This is a genomic window from Rahnella sp. CFA14(1/10) (assembly GCF_004195095.1).
GTDB classification, from domain to species: Bacteria; Pseudomonadota; Gammaproteobacteria; order Enterobacterales; family Enterobacteriaceae; genus Rahnella; species Rahnella perminowiae.
This window is the reverse complement of sequence record NZ_SEWS01000019.1, coordinates 1-16,569: the sequence shown is the minus strand read 5'-3', so window position 1 is coordinate 16,569 and position 16,569 is coordinate 1. Positions and strand designations below refer to the sequence as shown.

Sequence of the window (16,569 nt, the reverse complement as noted above, 5' to 3'; positions counted from 1 at the left end):
TTAAAGCTCTTCTTTTGTAAGCAGTACTGGCATGTTGCCGGTACGTTTAGCGATTTGCATCAGGGTGCCTTTGCCTACCCTTCCATCAACAACAAGATCTTCCCGTTGCTGGAATAATTTAATCTTCTCAATCAAATCCTTGTCCCACCGACCCGTTTTGCTGAATGGCTGGTTCAGGATTTTACTCAACGTCATATCCAGCCAGGCGGTATCAGCTTCCGAACTCGTATTGTTGATGGTGTTTTTACCACTTGGAGTCTGCGGGAATAGTTGGATATATTCGCCGCCCCAGACTTCGTTAAACCAGCTGCGCTGAACTGTCCACGTTTCATCTTTAATAAGAATATCTAACGTCTCATCCGTGACCTTCACAACGGTAACGTAGACGGACTGCTTATCTGTTGTAATCGGACTCACCCATGGGATGCCTTCCTGCACTAAAGCCTCTAATGTCGCCTTACCCTTTTTACACGTGAGCTGTGCACGCACGGCCTGATCACAGAACGCATCATCAGTCGGCACATCATAGCCCCATACCTTAAAGAGCTGGCGCATGCCATTACGCTCATTACTGCCAACATCATTCAGTGTCTTGGCCGCTGCAGGGATTTCATGAAGTCTTTCGGAAAGCGTCAACGTCAGCGGAAGGTATGGCTTTGCATAACTGAAATAAGTCCATCCCAACACACCGCCAAAAAGCATGTAACACGCGATGAGTAGCGTGAGACATTTCTTTTTGCCAGGAGAGAGCCCCCGGGTTTCGACACAAACTTTCATTTGCCGGTAAGTGACTGACTGCGTTTTTTCTGCATATGCGCTGTTAAGTGAATCTGCTGCCAGCGCATTAATAAGCTGGAACCTCCCACCAGAAGCACTCTGCAACAATTCAATGGCCGCTTTGTTAAAAATGCCCTCTTCCCCTCCGGCTGCTTGCAATCTTTGGGACAGATAATCCGATGTTTCTGCGAAATTCATCGGAGAAAGTGAATAAACCGCATGGGGTAGCCCCTTCTTATGCCGCCTGCTGCCTGCGCCTCCCTTATGTTCTTCTACTAACAGGAACGAGACGCGCAGAGATTGCGGATACGCTTTGAATGTCCGTAAAAATTCATAACTTTCTGCCGTGAGGTTTTCAGCATTATCAACGACAACCAGCCATGGCTCTGTGATATTTCCATGATGCTCAAAGGACTCTGCGATTCGCATGGTTACAATCGAGGGCGGTAATGCGCGCCATTTTTTCAACTGAAAACAACAAGCTAGCAATTGCCCCAGACTCTCACTGTCTGCTCCGTTCAAGGAAGCCGCACTTAAATGTAATACCCTGCGCTGGCTCCTTCGGGCAATCTCATGCGCCAGTCGTGTTTTGCCAACGCCTTTATTACCACTGAGTATCGCGACACCTCCCAGATTGAGCTTCTGCAGAATGAAATCCTGGGCGGCTAATAAACGTATATTATTGAAATAATTACCATCCTCAAAAGGAGAGGTGATGAATTTAAAGTAATCACAGTACATACCAATGTCCATAACCATTTATACATTCAATGAATGTTTTTAAATAAAAAAAACCGAAAGAGGAATAAATCTGAAAATCAAGAATCACAACCTCATTCATATTGAACATGTATTAATGTGAATCAATGTTTTTCTACGTATAATATAGCTTAATAAGTAACCCACTGGAATAATGAAAGCACAAAGGAATGATCCAACACATGTATGCCGCCTGGAATAAAGGACATTGGCCGAAGATATCATTGAAGATCGGAATGTTTATTCTCATAACATTCACCTGCATAATGATTTGTTGCTCAATAATCGCTGTTACTGTACTAAATAGCCGGGAAAGCATTAAGAGCATACCCAAGACCTCCGGTGAGGCCAAAACGCTTGTAAATATACCGGGCACACTCTTTGAGAAACCCAAAAAATCAGCGATTAAAGAGGCAACTCCGCCACCCGCCGTGAGCGTGAAACTCCCCTTACTCCTTAAGGGCGTTCTGACAAGTACTGACACCCGGCGCTCACTGGCTATCCTCCAGGGGCCGTCAGGTCAACAAAGTTATCGTGAAGGCGAAAAGCTCGCTGATGTGGAAAATGCTTACTTGGAGTCGGTAAAAGCAGATGAAGTTCAAATACGAACTCCCAGGGGAATAGCGATTTTATACCTCAATGATAAATCTCGGGAAAATAAACATCTTAAACCAGAAAAAGAGAAGGCTAACAAAGAACATGCAAAATACTTAATGCATTATTTAGTTGCCAACCCCATATATAAAGATGAGAAACTTACAGGTTATAGATTTAACCCCAGAACGAACAGTAATATTTATCTTAGAGCGGGACTTATTCCCGGTGAGGTCGTCATTAAAATAAACGGACAACCTCTTGACGACACCGCAACAGCAGATAAATACATTGAACAACTGGCAAGCCTGAGGGATGTACAACTTACCGTTCTGAGAGAAAGCCAACTTCAGAATATCTATATAAATTTAGCCACTATCGAAACATCGTTGGATACTGAAAGTCATGAAGAAGTTCATTAACCCTCTCTTAGTAAAGGCATGCATATTATTTGCTACCCTTCCAGGAATTGTACATGCGGAAGAATTTACTGCGAGTTTTAAGGGCACGGATATTAAAGAGTTTATTGATACGGTAAGCAAAAATCTGAATAAAACTATTCTTATCGATCCTTCCGTGCAGGGGACTGTTTCTGTCAGAAGTTATGATGTCTTGAATGAAGAACAATACTATCAATTTTTCCTAAGTGTGCTGGATATCTATGGTTTTGCGGTGATCCCCATGGATAACGGGCTACTGAAGGTCGTACGTTCAGCGAATGCCAAAATGTCTGGTGTTCCCGTCGCGGATAAAAACAGTCCCGGTAAGGGAGATGAAATTGTTACCCGCGTCATTACGCTTCTTAACGTGCCGGTCAGAGAACTGGCACCTTTGCTTCGCCAGATGAATGACAGTACAGGCGTAGGGAATGTTGTTCATTACGAACCCTCCAATGTTTTGCTTCTGACTGGCCGGGCATCGGTGGTCAACCGGCTCATTAATCTGGTCGAACGCGTTGACGCGATGGGCAACCAGCAAAGACAAACCATCAAACTAAAATATGCTTCTGCTCCCGAAATGGCTGAGATGATGAACAACCTGGTTCGTGAAGAATCAAAAGGACAATCATCATCCATATTACAAGCCAAAATTGTCGCCGATGAAAGAACCAACACGCTCATTGTCAGCGGGCCAGAGAGCGTACGAAGCCGCGCAGCAAAACTGGTTAATCAGCTGGATAAAGACCAGTCTTCTCAGGGCAACACCCGTGTTTTTTATCTGAAATATGCCAAAGCGGAAAAGATCGTTCCCGTTCTGACAGGCATTACTCAGGAGATGAAAGAAGGCAAAACTGCTCAGACTTCGGCAGCCTCTAACAAACCTATGAGCATCACGGCTGATGAGCAAACCAACTCCATCGTTATTACTGCTCAGCAAGATGTGATGCAGTCACTTGAGCAGGTCATCACCAAGCTTGATATCCGCCGGGCACAGGTGCTAGTCGAGGCCATTATTGTTGAAGTACAGGATGGTAACGGGCTCAATTTGGGTATCCAGTGGAGTAACAACCAGGTTGGTGGAACACAATTTACCGGTACAGGCGCGCCAATATCGACCGTTGCACCCGGAGTACGTCAGTACAAAAAAGAAGGCGTTATCAGCAGCGATAACCCTCTGAGCAGCACTTTGCAGACCTTCAATGGCATGACCGCAGGCTTCTTTAGCGGTGACTGGAACGTCTTACTCACTGCGTTATCTACCAGTAATAAAAACGATATTCTTGCCACGCCAAGCATTGTCACCCTTGATAATAAAGAAGCCTCATTCAATGTCGGTCAGGAAGTTCCTTCCCTTTCCGGCTCACAAACCACGTCTGGCGATAACATTTATAGCAGTGTGGTTTACAAAACCGTCGGCACAAAATTAAAGGTCACACCGCAGATCAATGAGGGTGACTCTGTCCTGATGGACATCGAACAGGAAGTTTCCAGTGTTGATACTTCAACTAACTCGACTCTTGGCCCCACCTTCAATACCCGAACCATTTCTAATGCCGTGCTGGTTCGTACGGGTGAAACTGTGGTTCTGGGCGGCTTACTGGATGACAGCACCAAAGAAACCAAATCCAAAGTGCCGCTGTTGGGTGATATCCCATGGGTAGGCAATTTGTTCCGCTACACCAGCACTGAATCAGCAAAGCGTAATCTGATGGTGTTTATCAGGCCGACCATTATTCGCGATGATGAAGTTTACTCTTCCCTTTCCAATAAGAAATATTCGCATTTTCAAAAGCTTCAGAAAACACGTCAGGCTGAAGATCATGAAGATCTGCTCACACCCAATACTCGTTCTGTTTTGCCTGACTACCCTGAAAATAAAGCGCCAAAAACCGCCATACCGGCCACGCCTAATGCCGGCAAACCTCGTAATCCGTTTAGTGGATAAGCCATGAACAAGGATAACGAATTGTCAAAAAAATCCGTTGTAGAACAAGTAGTTCGTGTTCTGCCTTATGCTTATGCCAAACAAAAAGGCGTCACGCGGCTTAATGACGTGCTTTTTTGCCGTCAGGACATTTCAGTGGAAACCCTGCTCGAGGCACGTCGGGTTATGGGGGAAATAACGTCAGTCGAAATAGTGGAAACTACGCTGTTCGATGAAAAGTTATCCGCAACCTATCAGCGTAGCAGCGGCGAATCGCAACAAATTATTGATGATATTGATAACGAGGTCGATCTTCTGTCTTTGTCTGAGGAATTACCGGATAACGAAGATCTGCTGGCCAGTGATGAGAATTCGCCGATCATCCGCCTGATTAATGCAGTGCTTTCTGAAGCCGTCAAAGAGGGCGCTTCGGATATTCATATCGAAACCTTCGAACGCATGCTCAGTATCCGGTTTCGTATCGACGGTGTATTACGGCAAATCCTGCAACCTGCCCGCAAGCTGGCGCCTTTTCTGGTATCGCGTATCAAGGTGATGGCAAAACTGGACATCGCCGAAAAACGTTTACCTCAGGATGGGCGTATTTCGCTACGTATTGGTCACCGGGCGATCGATATCCGCGTATCGACCATTCCTGCTCAATATGGTGAACGTGTCGTGATGCGTCTTCTGGATAAAAATAATTTATGCCTCGATATTTCACAACTGGGTCTGTCTACGCAGGATGAACAACAGCTGTCGGCATTAATCCATAAACCTCACGGGATTATTCTGGTCACCGGGCCGACTGGCTCAGGTAAAAGCACGACCCTGTACGCCGTTCTCTCGGCCCTCAACAATAACGAGCGTAACATTCTCACCGTCGAAGACCCGATTGAGTATGAACTGGAAGGTGTGGGGCAAACACAAGTTAACCCCCGCGTCGATATGACATTTGCTCTCGGTTTGCGGGCGATTTTGCGTCAGGACCCGGATGTCGTCATGGTCGGTGAGATCCGCGATAATGAAACAGCTCAAATCGCGGTACAAGCTTCACTGACCGGCCATCTGGTGATGTCAACCTTGCATACGAATAGTGCCGTCGGTGCCATCACCCGCTTACGGGATATGGGTCTGGAGCCTTTCCTTCTCGCCTCTTCGTTATTAGGTGTAGTAGCTCAGCGACTTGTGCGACGTCTGTGTCCGCATTGTGCACGGCCGTTCCCGTTAGAGGAGTCTCACCTTCCTTTATTCCACTTTCTGCCTGAGCCACCCTCCTCTGTTTTTAAAGCTGTAGGATGTTCTCATTGCCATTTCACAGGCTATAAAGGCAGGGCCGCCATCCACGAATGTATGGTGGTTGATAACGCTATACGTCAGGCAATTCATGAGAATCAGGATGAATTTTCCATTGAGAATATTCATCGCAAAACCGCCCGAAGCTTGCGGGAAAATGGCCTGCTTAAAGCCATCAGCGGCGAGACTACACTGGAAGAAGTGATCAGAGTTACTGCTGAACAAGAGATAGCGACACAGGGAACAATCTCATGAGTCGCTTCGCCTTTCATGCTACCTCCCCGACGGGCAAAACGCAGCGGGGAGTCATTGACGCTGATTCTCTGCGTCTGGCGCGTCAGATTGTGCGTGAGCGGGGTTTAACACTTCTTGAAATAAAGCCGGTTGGCAACCCGCTGATAACTGGAAATAGTAAAAGTAAGGGATTGAAAACGCGTGTCCCCTCACATGCTGTTTCACTGTTTTCGCGCCAGCTCGCCACATTAACCAATGCAGCCCTGCCCATAGAAGCCGCACTTGCCGTCATTGCCCGGCAAACCGAGCACGCCGGACTGACGCAAGTGCTCACCACCGTTCGTAACAAAGTGGTGGAAGGGCATACACTTGCCGATGCGTTATCTGATTTTCCTCGCATATTTGATCCGATGTTCAGGACTCTGGTCACCGCAGGTGAAAGAACGGGTCAACTCGGCACCGTACTGGAGAAAATGGCGGATTATTATGAAATCCGCCAGCAGATCAAAAGCAAGTTGTCACAAGCCATGATCTATCCGGCCATGCTCACCCTGGTTGCCATTCTGGTGATCGTCATTTTACTGGTTGCCGTTGTCCCGCAAATCATTGAGCAGTTTGTGCATATGAAACATACGCTGCCTGTGACCACCCGTATTTTAATCGGTGTCAGCGGTTTCCTGGAACGTGAATGGTGGCTGATTGCCATCGTGGTTATCGCTGGCATCGGTACCTTCAGGCTAGCTCTGCGCCGTAAAAATAATCGTATGCGTTTTCATACGATGTTGCTTGGCGTTGTCGTGGTCGGGCCGCTGATCAGGGCCATCAATAGTGCCCGATATGCCCGCACTCTCAGTATCTTGCAATCGAGCGGTGTTCCTTTACTTGATGCGATGAAAATCTCAACAGAAGGGATAACTAACCTGCGGATCCACTATTTACTTACTCAGGCGGCAGAACATGTTCGTCAGGGCAGTTCGCTGTTTGCTGTTCTGGAACAAACCCGTCTCTTCCCTCCCATGATGCTTTACATGATTGCTTCCGGCGAGCAAAGCGGACGTCTTGGCGAGCTTATGGCACACGCGGCCGACAATCAGGACAAGCTGATGCAGCACCGGCTTTCAATGGTATTAGCACTGTTTGAACCCCTGCTGATTGTCACGATGGCCAGTATTGTTTTGTTCATCATCATGTCGATTTTACAACCGATTCTCCAGCTTAATAATCTGGTCAGTTAAAGGTACAACTCAATGTTAAATACTCAAAAAAATCATCCCGTTATTCCTAAGAAGCAACAAGGTTTTACATTAATCGAACTGATGGTGGTTATCGTCATTCTCGGCGTGCTGGCGGCGCTCGTTGTTCCTAATGTCATGGGCAACAAAGAACGGGCTGATACACAAAAAGCCGTCAGCGATATCGTCGCCCTCGAGAACGCCCTCGACATGTATAAGCTGGATAACCATCGCTATCCGACAACCGAACAAACTCTGGAAGCTCTTGTCACTTTACCTACCCTGAGTCCATTACCAACCAATTACCGTAATGACGGGTATATAAAGCGTTTACCCGCTGACCCCTGGGGCAACGAATACATGTTAGTCAGCCCGGGTGAACATGGGGCTATCGATGTTTTTTCTGCCGGGCCTGACAGTGAGCCCAACACTGCGGATGACATCAAGAACTGGGTTGAGAAGGATCAGTAACTTTGTCCGCAGCCAAACAATCCGGCTTTACGCTGCTGGAAATACTGATGGTGTTGGCTATTTTCGCTATTGCAGCAGGGGTAGTCATCATGGTTTTACCGTCTGACAACTCACAAATCCAACGCGCTGAGCAAATGAAAACAGTGATGGAATATGCTTCTGAGCGTGCCGTGTTGGAAGGAAAGCCGCTCGGGCTTTCTTTAACGGCCGGCGCTTATCGGTTTGTGGTTTTAGGTGGCACGCTACCGTTAATACCACAAACACGTGAGCCTCAGTGGGAAGAGATTGAATCTTCCCGCATGCCTGTCAGCGGTGAATTAGCGGGAAACGAAACCCTTTCGCTCAGCCCGTTCGCACTCAATAAATCAATCAACCGTCCACCACAGATTGTTTTTATGCCCGACGGAACACTTTCAGTATTTGAACTCAGTTTCACTTCGTCTGCATCGGAACCGGCTTGTTGCAGCATCATTTCTGAAGGACGACTGCCACTGATATTACATGTCAGAAGGTCTGAAAAATAATGTACATATCTTCAACGCCTGACGCTAAAAATCAGCAAGGTATGACCCTGATAGAAGTGATCATTGCCCTTGGCATCTTTGCCACGGCTGCGCTGGCGTTACTGAACAGTATGAGTTCGCAAATGAGCGCTGTAGACCATCTGCAAACCTCTCTCTTTGCCAGCTGGGTTGCTGAAAATACGCTGATAGAAGCACAGATCAAATCTGCGAAAAAAGAAAAAGGACAAGGACAAGTGGCACTGGCCGGCCAGGAGTGGTTCGTTGAACAGCAAGTCACACAAGATAAAGACAACAAAATTAGCCAGAACCAGGTACAGGTTTTTCAGGCTGAAGATACACGTTCGCCGCTCCTTTCCGTTAGCAGCTGGACTCAGATAATGGCAAAAAAACCATGAGCAGCCAGCCGGTAGGCAAACAACAGGGGTTCACGCTGATTGAAGTTATGATTGCGATGGCGATATTTGCACTATTAAGCCTGCTGGCTTATCAGATCCTTTCCGCATCCGTAAAAAACAGTGAAATGGCACAAGAACACACGGCAAGACTGACCGCGATTCAGACAGCATTTTCTTTGATGGAACGGGATCTCAGCCAGATATTGCCCCGGAAAATCGCTGAGAAAGAGGCTTTTTTATCCGCCTCTGAGACGTCATTAAGTTTTACTACCATTGGTAGTTATTCTGCCTCAGCACCCTTATCTGCCAGTGACCTTATCCAGGCTACCTGGACATTTACCCACCACACACTAACGCGAAGTGCACAATCTCTTCCTTCCCGGCCACTGAAAGATTCTTCACCGATTCCCGCCGTTACCCTGCTGACAGGTGTGAACTCTCTGCATTGGCGATTCTATTCCGGCAACTGGAGCAACAACTGGAACAACAAGAATGCTTTTCCCAACGTGATTGAACTCGTTGTCACGCTGGACGACATAGGAGAAATACGTCGGTTATTTCTTCTGCCTCAAACCATTGAGGAGATGAATACTGAATCAGCGGAAAAAGCGCCTGAGCAAAGCAGTACGGAATCCGCCGCTCCGATGCCCTTAAACGGGGAGAGCGTCATTAATGAGTAAGCAACAAGGTGTAGCACTACTGATTGTTTTAATGATCCTTGCCATTATGGCTGCATTGGCAGCAAAAATGACGCTGCAATTTCAGGTCAGCCATCAGCGCCAAAGCTGGTTGCTCAATCAACAGCAATTACGCTGGCTAACCTTTGCCGCCGAAGAAATTGCTTTGCCGCAACTTCGAAATGAAATGATTGAAAATCCTACCCGCAACAGTCTTGATCTATTTGCTGTTCAGCAAGGTAACTTCACCGGACAGGACGGGTTTTCAGTGGACTATATTATTGCGGATGGACAAAACTGTTTTAACCTTAACAGCCTGCGTAATAACGCACCTGATACGAAGTCAGAGGATGAACCGTACAATACGCAAGTACTGAAACAGCTTCTTCTCAATGCGCAGGCAACATCCGTTGAAACTGAGCGGTTCGTTGATACTCTCAGCGATTATCTGGATGCCGATAACGAGGCCCGAACTTCCGGTGCTGAATCCGGGTATTACGAAACGCTGGCAATGCCCCGCGCTGCAGCTAACCAACGTCTTTTTTCCCTGAATGAACTGGCGTTACTCCCCGATCTTCCTCGTCTGCCACTCAACCAGATCCGCCAACAGCTTTGCATCCTCCCCGAAGAGTCTCAGCAAATTAACATCAATACGCTGACCGAAGAGCAGGCCCCCCTGTTGAGCGCCTTATTTCTGGGAGGGATTAATCAGGAGGACGCGATGGCATTAATTTCAGCGCGGCCACGCAGAGGCTGGGTTTCTGTTGACGCTTTTCTGAAAGAGGCAAAAAAACAGCGATTTACGCTGGAAATCCAAAGCAGTCAATTAAAGCCTCTGCTGACGGTACGCAGCCAGTACTTCGTACTCTATACGCTAGGGCGGTTTGAAGAACAGCAAAATGCTATGACCAGTTTTGTGCAATTCAATCCAAAGGATTCAAAAATCACAATTTATCAGCGACGCTATCGGGTAATTGAGTAAATGGAACAACTTCATCTGGCCAACAGGCTATTTATCAGGGCTGGCACTTCGCCAGAGCACTCAGTTTATTGGTTCACGGATCAGGCAGAATGTGATGAAGATATTCATTGCCTGCCGGATACAGGACATTTATCAGCACTCGCCACACAACCTGCGGCACAAAATGTTTGTCTGTTCATCCCGGCCAGTGAAGTCATTTTTCGCCAGATCGTACTGCCTCAGCGCGCGAGTAAAATTACCCGCCAGATGATTGGTTATCTGACTGAGGAAAGTATTGCCGGCGATATCGACACATTGCATTGGGTGGAACTTTATCGTGAAGAGCAGACACTATTTGTGGCGGGTATTGAAGCAGATTATTTAAAAAATTGTCTGCAGCGATTTAGCGATGCAGGACTGACAATAAAGCACATTTATATTGATGCCTTGCTGCTGCCATGGCATGAAGAAGGCTGGTCGATAATGAGGCTTGATGAGCACTGGATCCTTCGACAATCAGAATACTCAGGCTGCCAGATTGAGCAGGTCTTGCTCGATACGCTGCTTAAAATTGCAACGCCGGAAACCTTATATTATTACGGGGAGGAACAAGAAATCTCTTCTGACTGGGTACGCGCTGACCTGCCTTTCCATCCCCTGATTATGATGAAAAATAATTCTTCATCTGCAGTAAACCTGCTGCAGGGAGAGTTCGCCGTGCGTAAAGAGGAACCCGCCTGGGGGCGGCATCTTCAACGGGTGGCAGCAAGCATGATGATATTCACGGTAATAGTGATGATCAGTGCCAAACTTTTTACCTGGTGGCAGGTTTCACAGCAAGAATCGTTACTGAAAAACGAGATGCTGGCACTGCATCAGACCTGGTTTCCGCAGGACAAGCACACCCGTAATGTAAAGTTCTATTTTGAACAAAATATCAAAAAGGCGCCCACGGCCTTTCTTCCTGCACTGGCGAAGCTCACCGCTTACCAGCAGGAGATCCCGCAAATTACCATCGATAAATTAGATTTTCAGCAAAAGACCAAGCAGTTCACCCTGCAGGTGACGACTGATGACCGGGCGGCGATTGATGATTTTGTCGAACGGACAGACAGCGATTTTCACTTTGCTATTTCAAATTTAGCTACGTCTTCAGCGGGCATCACCGCTACGCTGACTCAGCGGAGTAATTCATGAAACAGTGGCTGATGCTTAAAGATAAACGAGAAAGATGGCTAATACTGATTGCCGCGTTTCTATTGGCAGTGGCTTGTGTCTGGTACGGCATTTTGACCCCGCTCAACAGCCGGATCGCCCAATCCCGGGTACGGATCAACACGCAACACCACCAGCTTGAATGGATGGTTCAGCAGACACAACAGCTCGGCGCGCCTTCAGGAGGGAAGGTCCAGAAAGATAAACTGACGGAAGCCATCAATACCTCAGCGACACATTTATCCCTGCAATTGCCTCAGCTCCTCGCAGACGAACGGGGGATTACCCTCAGCTACGAGCAGATTTCTTACGCCGAACTTTTGCGCTGGCTTGAAGTTCTCAGCCAGGAATACGGTATTCAGGTCGTGGCAATAACGATAGTGACGGGGACCGGGCAAACAGGCAGCGTAAGTGTTCCACAACTCACACTACGCTAAGCAGCAAAGCATTTCACATGAGCGAGGGATGGCAGCACATGGCACATATCACTTCATTATACGGCGGATTTTATCATACCGCTGTCGCCATATTAGGGTTGCTGATGGGCAGCTTCTTAAACGTTGTCGTCTATCGCCTGCCGCTGATGATTCAAAACAGCGGCGCACCGGCCGGCAGTCGCTTCAATCTGAGTTTTCCGGCATCGCACTGTCCGGCCTGTAAACATTCACTGAAATACTGGCAAAACATACCCTTGCTGAGCTGGCTACTGTTAAGAGGAAGATGTCATTATTGTGGTATCGCTATTTCAAAGAGATACCCTTTCACTGAAATCATTTGCGCAGCCCTGTTTCTCGGCATCTCCTTCTTATTTGTAACCCCCGTGAGCCTGGTAAGTGCACTGCTATTGTTCTGGTTTCTTTTGGCGCTAAGCCTGATAGACCTCGCCACTTACCTGCTTCCGGACCGGCTGACGCTGCCATTACTCTGGGCAGGGTTACTCATTCACTCCGTAGCGGGCAATGTTTCGCTTCAGGATTCAGTCTATGGTGCTGCTGCCGGCTATATTGCACTGTGGACTTTATACTGGGGAGTCAAATTAGTCAGTGGCAAAGATGGGATGGGATATGGTGATTTCAAACTATTGGCGGCGCTAGGCGCCTGGGTCGGCTGGCAGATGTTACCCTGTTTGTGCATTCTGGCCGCGCTGACAGGCATTGTGTTCGCGCTGATCCGTGTGGTTTTTTACAAATTGCCGGGGCAAATACCTTTCGGCCCCTGCCTGGCTCTGGCAGGCGCACTGGTTTACATCAGCCAGGAAAGCAAAACCCTCTGGCTGATGTTTAGCTAAAACACCCGAGATTATTGCGACTCTTCTTTCAGCTGAGACTGGATGTAATTCTGAATGCCAATACGCCCGATGAGTTCCAGTTCAGTTTCCAGCCAGTCGATGTGATGCTCTTCATCAGCAAGGATAGTAATCATTAAATCGCGGCTGACGTAATCATGCACCGAGTCGGCATAGGCAATGCCTTCGCGTAAGTCTTTCGCCCCTTCAAGTTCCAGCAGCAAATCAGACTTCAGCATTTCCTCAACATCTTCGCCGATATTGAGCTTGCCAAGATCCTGCAAGTTAGGAATGCCTTCCAGGAAAAGGATCCGCTCAATATAGATATCGGCGTGCTTCATTTCATCAATGGATTCGTGATATTCGATACCGTTGAGGCGCATCAGCCCCCAGTTCTTAAACATGCGGGCATGCAAAAAATACTGATTGATGGCAACCAGTTCATTTCCAAGAAGTTTATTTAGGTGAGCAATGACTTTTTTATCGCCTTTCATAGGTAACTCCTCCGTTCCGGTACCTAAAGCGTAGATCCGGTTCAGAGTAAGTCAAAGAAAACACCTACTTTTTAGCGATGTATTTCAGGCGATATTGTCTAGCTGCGGTATCTGCTGTAATTCGTCTTCCATTATCTGGCGCGCAACACGTACACACTTACCGCACTGCGTACCGACAGGAACAAAGTTTCTGAGTTGCTGAAACGTCTGAGGCTGATAACGACGAACCACCTGCCGTATCGTTTTATCACTGACACTGTTGCATAAACACACGTACATAGAAACCACACATCGCATAAAACTTAAGCTAACTGTAAATGAGAATGGTTAGTATTGCAAATCTCATCGCCAATAAATTTCTGGTCACCGTACTTGCAAAAAAGGGCCGCCCCCCGTCGGGAAGCCAGCCCTTACCTTCATGTTATTGCATTATTCTTAAATCCATATTTCATGAAAATGAAATATTACTTTTTCAGTACTTCCGGTGTAACAGTCAGATGCGATAACACTTTCAGACGTTTTGCGCCTGACGTGCTTCCATCAGCAAGAACAAATGAAAACTCGTCGCCTGCTTTTGCTCTCGCATAATCATAGGTTGAATAAAGGTGATTTAAAGCATATTCACCCCACGCGTCGCTGTATTTACTTGCGTTTTTACTCACCCTATCCATCAGATAAAATGAACCTGAGAGTTCCGAACTGGTAATTTTTCCATTGCTGTCTTTATGGTCAATAACCAGATTCAGGTATTGCCGTGATTGCATAAGCTCCGTATCAAGTACCACGTTGAAGGCTAACTGGCCATGCCATTCATCAAAATAAGTTTTTTGCACATCCTGAATATCAGCAGTATTTAGCATGTCCTGAGTCGTAGTGAAACTCCCATACACTTTACTTTCATCTTCAGCATCAACAATACTCACCAGTGAAGCTGGTTCCAGACCAAGGCCGACCGGCATGCAGAGAGAGATGGTTTCTCCACCGGTATCTGCTACACCACAATTGTGGGCATTCTGGCCTTTCCCTAAACCTGTTGAAAACAACACTCTACCTTCCGTGTTCTTAACAAAAAAATCAAATCTTCTATTATTATAGCTCGTGCGATCCATATCCCATTTGACGGTAACAGTCGCATTATCATCGGCAATGTTACGCCCGGTATGTAAGTTTGTAATATGCGGCTCATCAGCAGGTTTAGACAGAACACTTTTAACAATGGCGCCTAATTCATGTGATGAAGTATCACCACTCAGATCCCATATTATTGCCCCACCGAAGCCCTGTGCATTAATGTAATCTACTTTCTCCTGAACCGACTGCGGATCATCATAGGTGATAAATTCTTTTGTTTTAGCATTATAAAGATAAGGCACACCAGATTCGCTATCCCAGTAACGGGCATAATCCGCATTGGCCAGTTTATCTTTCAGTACATACCATGGATTGGTTCCGGTAAATTCTCCGACATCATCCCATGCACCATGAATCGATGCAGAACCCGTTGCGAACAGACCTGGAAGACCAGGGATGATTTCAGTGGCTGCCACATCACCCCATGCACGACCATAATAAGGAATACCCATCATCAGCTTACTCTTCGGAACCTGCCAGGTGGTGGCGTATTCCTGCATTGCTGAGGAAACATTGAGTTTAGGATCAGCATCCTGGCGGTTGGCATATAATGGAGCATTATGACCGGTGATAGGATCAAATGCGCCGTGTATGTCATAGGCCATGACGTTTACTGAATCCAACAGTGGCGTAGTTTCGGCAGGGTTTATGAATTCTATATTCTTATGATTCGTGGTGACGGCTGCCGATAACTGGAAATAAATATCATTTTGTAAACCAGCAGTATCGAGCTTGCTGCGTAAAACTTTAATCAGGTTGGTAAATTGTGCTTTTTCCTGATCATTATCTGGATATTCCCAGTCAATATCTACGCCATGGAATTTCCATTTCAGCACATAATCTACAATACTTTGCGCTAAACGTTCAGTACCTTCCTGGGTTGCCGTTGCCGCTTCGAACACACCTTCTTGTGAATTATCCCACCCGCCTACCGATAGCATATTAGTGAGACCACGGTAGTTGGCGATGTCCGCAATTTCTTTCATCAACTCTGGCGCTTTAGCCGTATCATGAGCCGTAATGACCCCATTCTTTATCACAGCAAAACCATAGTTCAGATGTGAAATCTGGTCAGTCGCAATCTTATCCGGTGTAAAGTAATTATGAGCCTCGTAAACTCCCCACTCAGGGAAATACCCGATAACTTTCCGCTGAGCGGCAACTTTGGCCTTAGTGTCTGCCTGATACTGCAGTGCTTTTTCCCCAGTCCATGGCGTAAAATAGTAAGTCCCTAAAATATTAGACTGAAGGTTTGTTGGCTCACCTTTCAACCAGACTGAATTTTCGCCAGGAACTTCTCCCGGATTCGCCCACCATTGGTTTGTCCAGTAGTAGCCATTGTAGCGAACTTTTGTTTGAGGGGTGCTGTATGCCTTATCCGCATCATAGCTCGGGGTATTGATAACGTTATAATCTAAATTCGCAACAACAACCGTTTCCCTGCCAGGGAAATTATTCCCTACCCCGTATGATTCTCCATCAGTGGTAGTTCCAAATACTAACCAGGTTGCACCATTATCTGTTGTGCGCATCATAGTGGCACCATTGGTGCCCTCAATCTGGTTGGTATCATCATTGGCTTTTAATTCTGCCATTGCTGAGGCAGAAACGAGAGACAACGACACCAATGCGGCGATATATTTCAGCTTCATAAATAATCCTTATTTATATATCCAATATTAATAGAATGACTGATAATTTCCATTATCAAAATAATCATACCAATTATTATTTTTTGTGAATAATTCAAATAAAGTATGTGAAAGCATCTTTGATACATTAAAAGTATATTTAAATTATTTAATAATGAGAGGGATTGAGAATATACGCCGCGTTAATATATGCAGGATCTATTTTTAATAGATAAAAATAACGAGAGGAAATATATGATATAAAAAAAGGGTGCCGAAGCACCCTTTTATTTTGCATAAACTATCAGCGATTAAGCGATAACTTTAGCAACAACACCAGCACCTACAGTACGGCCGCCTTCACGGATTGCGAAACGCAGGCCGTCATCCATCGCGATTGGGTGGATCAGCGTAACAACCATGTTCACGTTGTCACCAGGCATTACCATCTCAACGCCTTCTGGCAGTTCGATAGTACCGGTCACGTCAGTTGTACGGAAGTAGAACTGTGGACGGTAGCCTTTGAAGA

At 46.6% G+C, this 16,569-nt stretch carries 16 protein-coding genes and 1 pseudogene; 12 read left to right on the top strand and 5 right to left on the bottom strand.

All coding sequences use genetic code 11. From position 1 onward, the window contains the following. Entirely contained in the window at nucleotides 1-1,530 is a 1,530-nt protein-coding gene (locus tag EVX52_RS24620) for an ExeA family protein (RefSeq protein ID WP_240783500.1), read from the bottom strand. A 188-nt stretch (nucleotides 1,531-1,718) separates the two neighbouring features. Between EVX52_RS24620 and gspC the strand changes: the two genes are divergently transcribed. The 12 genes from gspC to EVX52_RS24560 are packed head-to-tail and all read left to right on the top strand — an operon-like array spanning nucleotide 1,719 to nucleotide 12,787. Continuing rightward, on the top strand, nucleotides 1,719-2,552 hold the full coding sequence (gene gspC, locus EVX52_RS24615; protein WP_129955643.1) for a type II secretion system protein GspC: 834 nt from the start codon (nucleotides 1,719-1,721) through the stop codon (nucleotides 2,550-2,552). Further along, nucleotides 2,536-4,515 carry a type II secretion system secretin GspD gene (gene gspD, locus EVX52_RS24610; RefSeq protein ID WP_129992332.1) on the top strand — a complete coding sequence of 660 codons (1,980 nt, stop codon included), beginning with the start codon at nucleotides 2,536-2,538 and terminating at the stop codon, nucleotides 4,513-4,515. The genes gspC and gspD overlap by 17 nt, the downstream gene beginning before the upstream one ends. A gap of 3 nt (nucleotides 4,516-4,518) precedes the next feature. Beyond that, a complete protein-coding gene (gspE, locus tag EVX52_RS24605; RefSeq protein WP_129992331.1) occupies nucleotides 4,519-6,045 on the top strand; it encodes a type II secretion system ATPase GspE in 1,527 nt (508 codons plus the stop codon). Continuing rightward, nucleotides 6,042-7,259: a type II secretion system inner membrane protein GspF gene (gspF, locus tag EVX52_RS24600; RefSeq protein WP_129992330.1), complete on the top strand. Its 1,218-nt coding sequence runs from the start codon at nucleotides 6,042-6,044 to the stop codon at nucleotides 7,257-7,259. The genes gspE and gspF overlap by 4 nt, the downstream gene beginning before the upstream one ends. A 12-nt stretch (nucleotides 7,260-7,271) precedes the next feature. Beyond that, a complete protein-coding gene (gspG, locus tag EVX52_RS24595) occupies nucleotides 7,272-7,727 on the top strand; it encodes a type II secretion system major pseudopilin GspG (protein WP_129955639.1) in 456 nt (151 codons plus the stop codon). A 2-nt stretch (nucleotides 7,728-7,729) separates the two neighbouring features. After that, nucleotides 7,730-8,251, top strand: a complete 522-nt coding sequence (gene gspH, locus EVX52_RS24590; protein WP_129955638.1) for a type II secretion system minor pseudopilin GspH — start codon at nucleotides 7,730-7,732, stop codon at nucleotides 8,249-8,251. After that, nucleotides 8,251-8,646 carry a type II secretion system minor pseudopilin GspI gene (gspI, locus tag EVX52_RS24585; protein ID WP_129992329.1) on the top strand — a complete coding sequence of 132 codons (396 nt, stop codon included), beginning with the start codon at nucleotides 8,251-8,253 and terminating at the stop codon, nucleotides 8,644-8,646. The genes gspH and gspI overlap by 1 nt, the downstream gene beginning before the upstream one ends. Further along, nucleotides 8,643-9,326, top strand: coding sequence for a type II secretion system minor pseudopilin GspJ (gspJ, locus tag EVX52_RS24580; protein ID WP_129992328.1), 684 nt, complete (start codon nucleotides 8,643-8,645; stop codon nucleotides 9,324-9,326). The genes gspI and gspJ overlap by 4 nt, the downstream gene beginning before the upstream one ends. Further along, nucleotides 9,319-10,305 (top strand): type II secretion system minor pseudopilin GspK, encoded by a 987-nt coding sequence (gene gspK, locus EVX52_RS24575; RefSeq protein ID WP_129955635.1) that lies wholly within the window; start codon nucleotides 9,319-9,321, stop codon nucleotides 10,303-10,305. Before gspJ ends, gspK begins: the two co-directional genes overlap by 8 nt. Then, entirely contained in the window at nucleotides 10,306-11,481 is a 1,176-nt protein-coding gene (gene gspL / locus EVX52_RS24570) for a type II secretion system protein GspL (RefSeq protein ID WP_129992327.1), read from the top strand. Next, nucleotides 11,478-11,936, top strand: coding sequence for a type II secretion system protein GspM (gene gspM / locus EVX52_RS24565; RefSeq protein WP_129955633.1), 459 nt, complete (start codon nucleotides 11,478-11,480; stop codon nucleotides 11,934-11,936). Before gspL ends, gspM begins: the two co-directional genes overlap by 4 nt. Nucleotides 11,937-11,974: 38 nt before the next feature. Next, entirely contained in the window at nucleotides 11,975-12,787 is an 813-nt protein-coding gene (locus EVX52_RS24560) for an A24 family peptidase (protein ID WP_240782881.1), read from the top strand. A gap of 11 nt (nucleotides 12,788-12,798) precedes the next feature. Here EVX52_RS24560 and bfr read toward each other — a convergent pair whose 3' ends face one another. The 4 genes and pseudogenes from bfr to tuf form a co-directional block, all read right to left on the bottom strand. After that, entirely contained in the window at nucleotides 12,799-13,278 is a 480-nt protein-coding gene (gene bfr, locus EVX52_RS24555; RefSeq protein ID WP_129955631.1) for a bacterioferritin, read from the bottom strand. 84 nt (nucleotides 13,279-13,362) lie between these two features. Further along, entirely contained in the window at nucleotides 13,363-13,557 is a 195-nt protein-coding gene (bfd, locus tag EVX52_RS24550; RefSeq protein WP_129992326.1) for a bacterioferritin-associated ferredoxin, read from the bottom strand. A 185-nt stretch (nucleotides 13,558-13,742) separates the two neighbouring features. Then, nucleotides 13,743-16,061, bottom strand: a complete 2,319-nt coding sequence (locus tag EVX52_RS24545) for a glycosyl hydrolase family 18 protein (RefSeq protein ID WP_129992325.1) — start codon at nucleotides 16,059-16,061, stop codon at nucleotides 13,743-13,745. Nucleotides 16,062-16,351: 290 nt separating this feature from the next. Beyond that, nucleotides 16,352-16,569: pseudogene (tuf, locus tag EVX52_RS24540) on the bottom strand (elongation factor Tu); the annotation flags it as partial.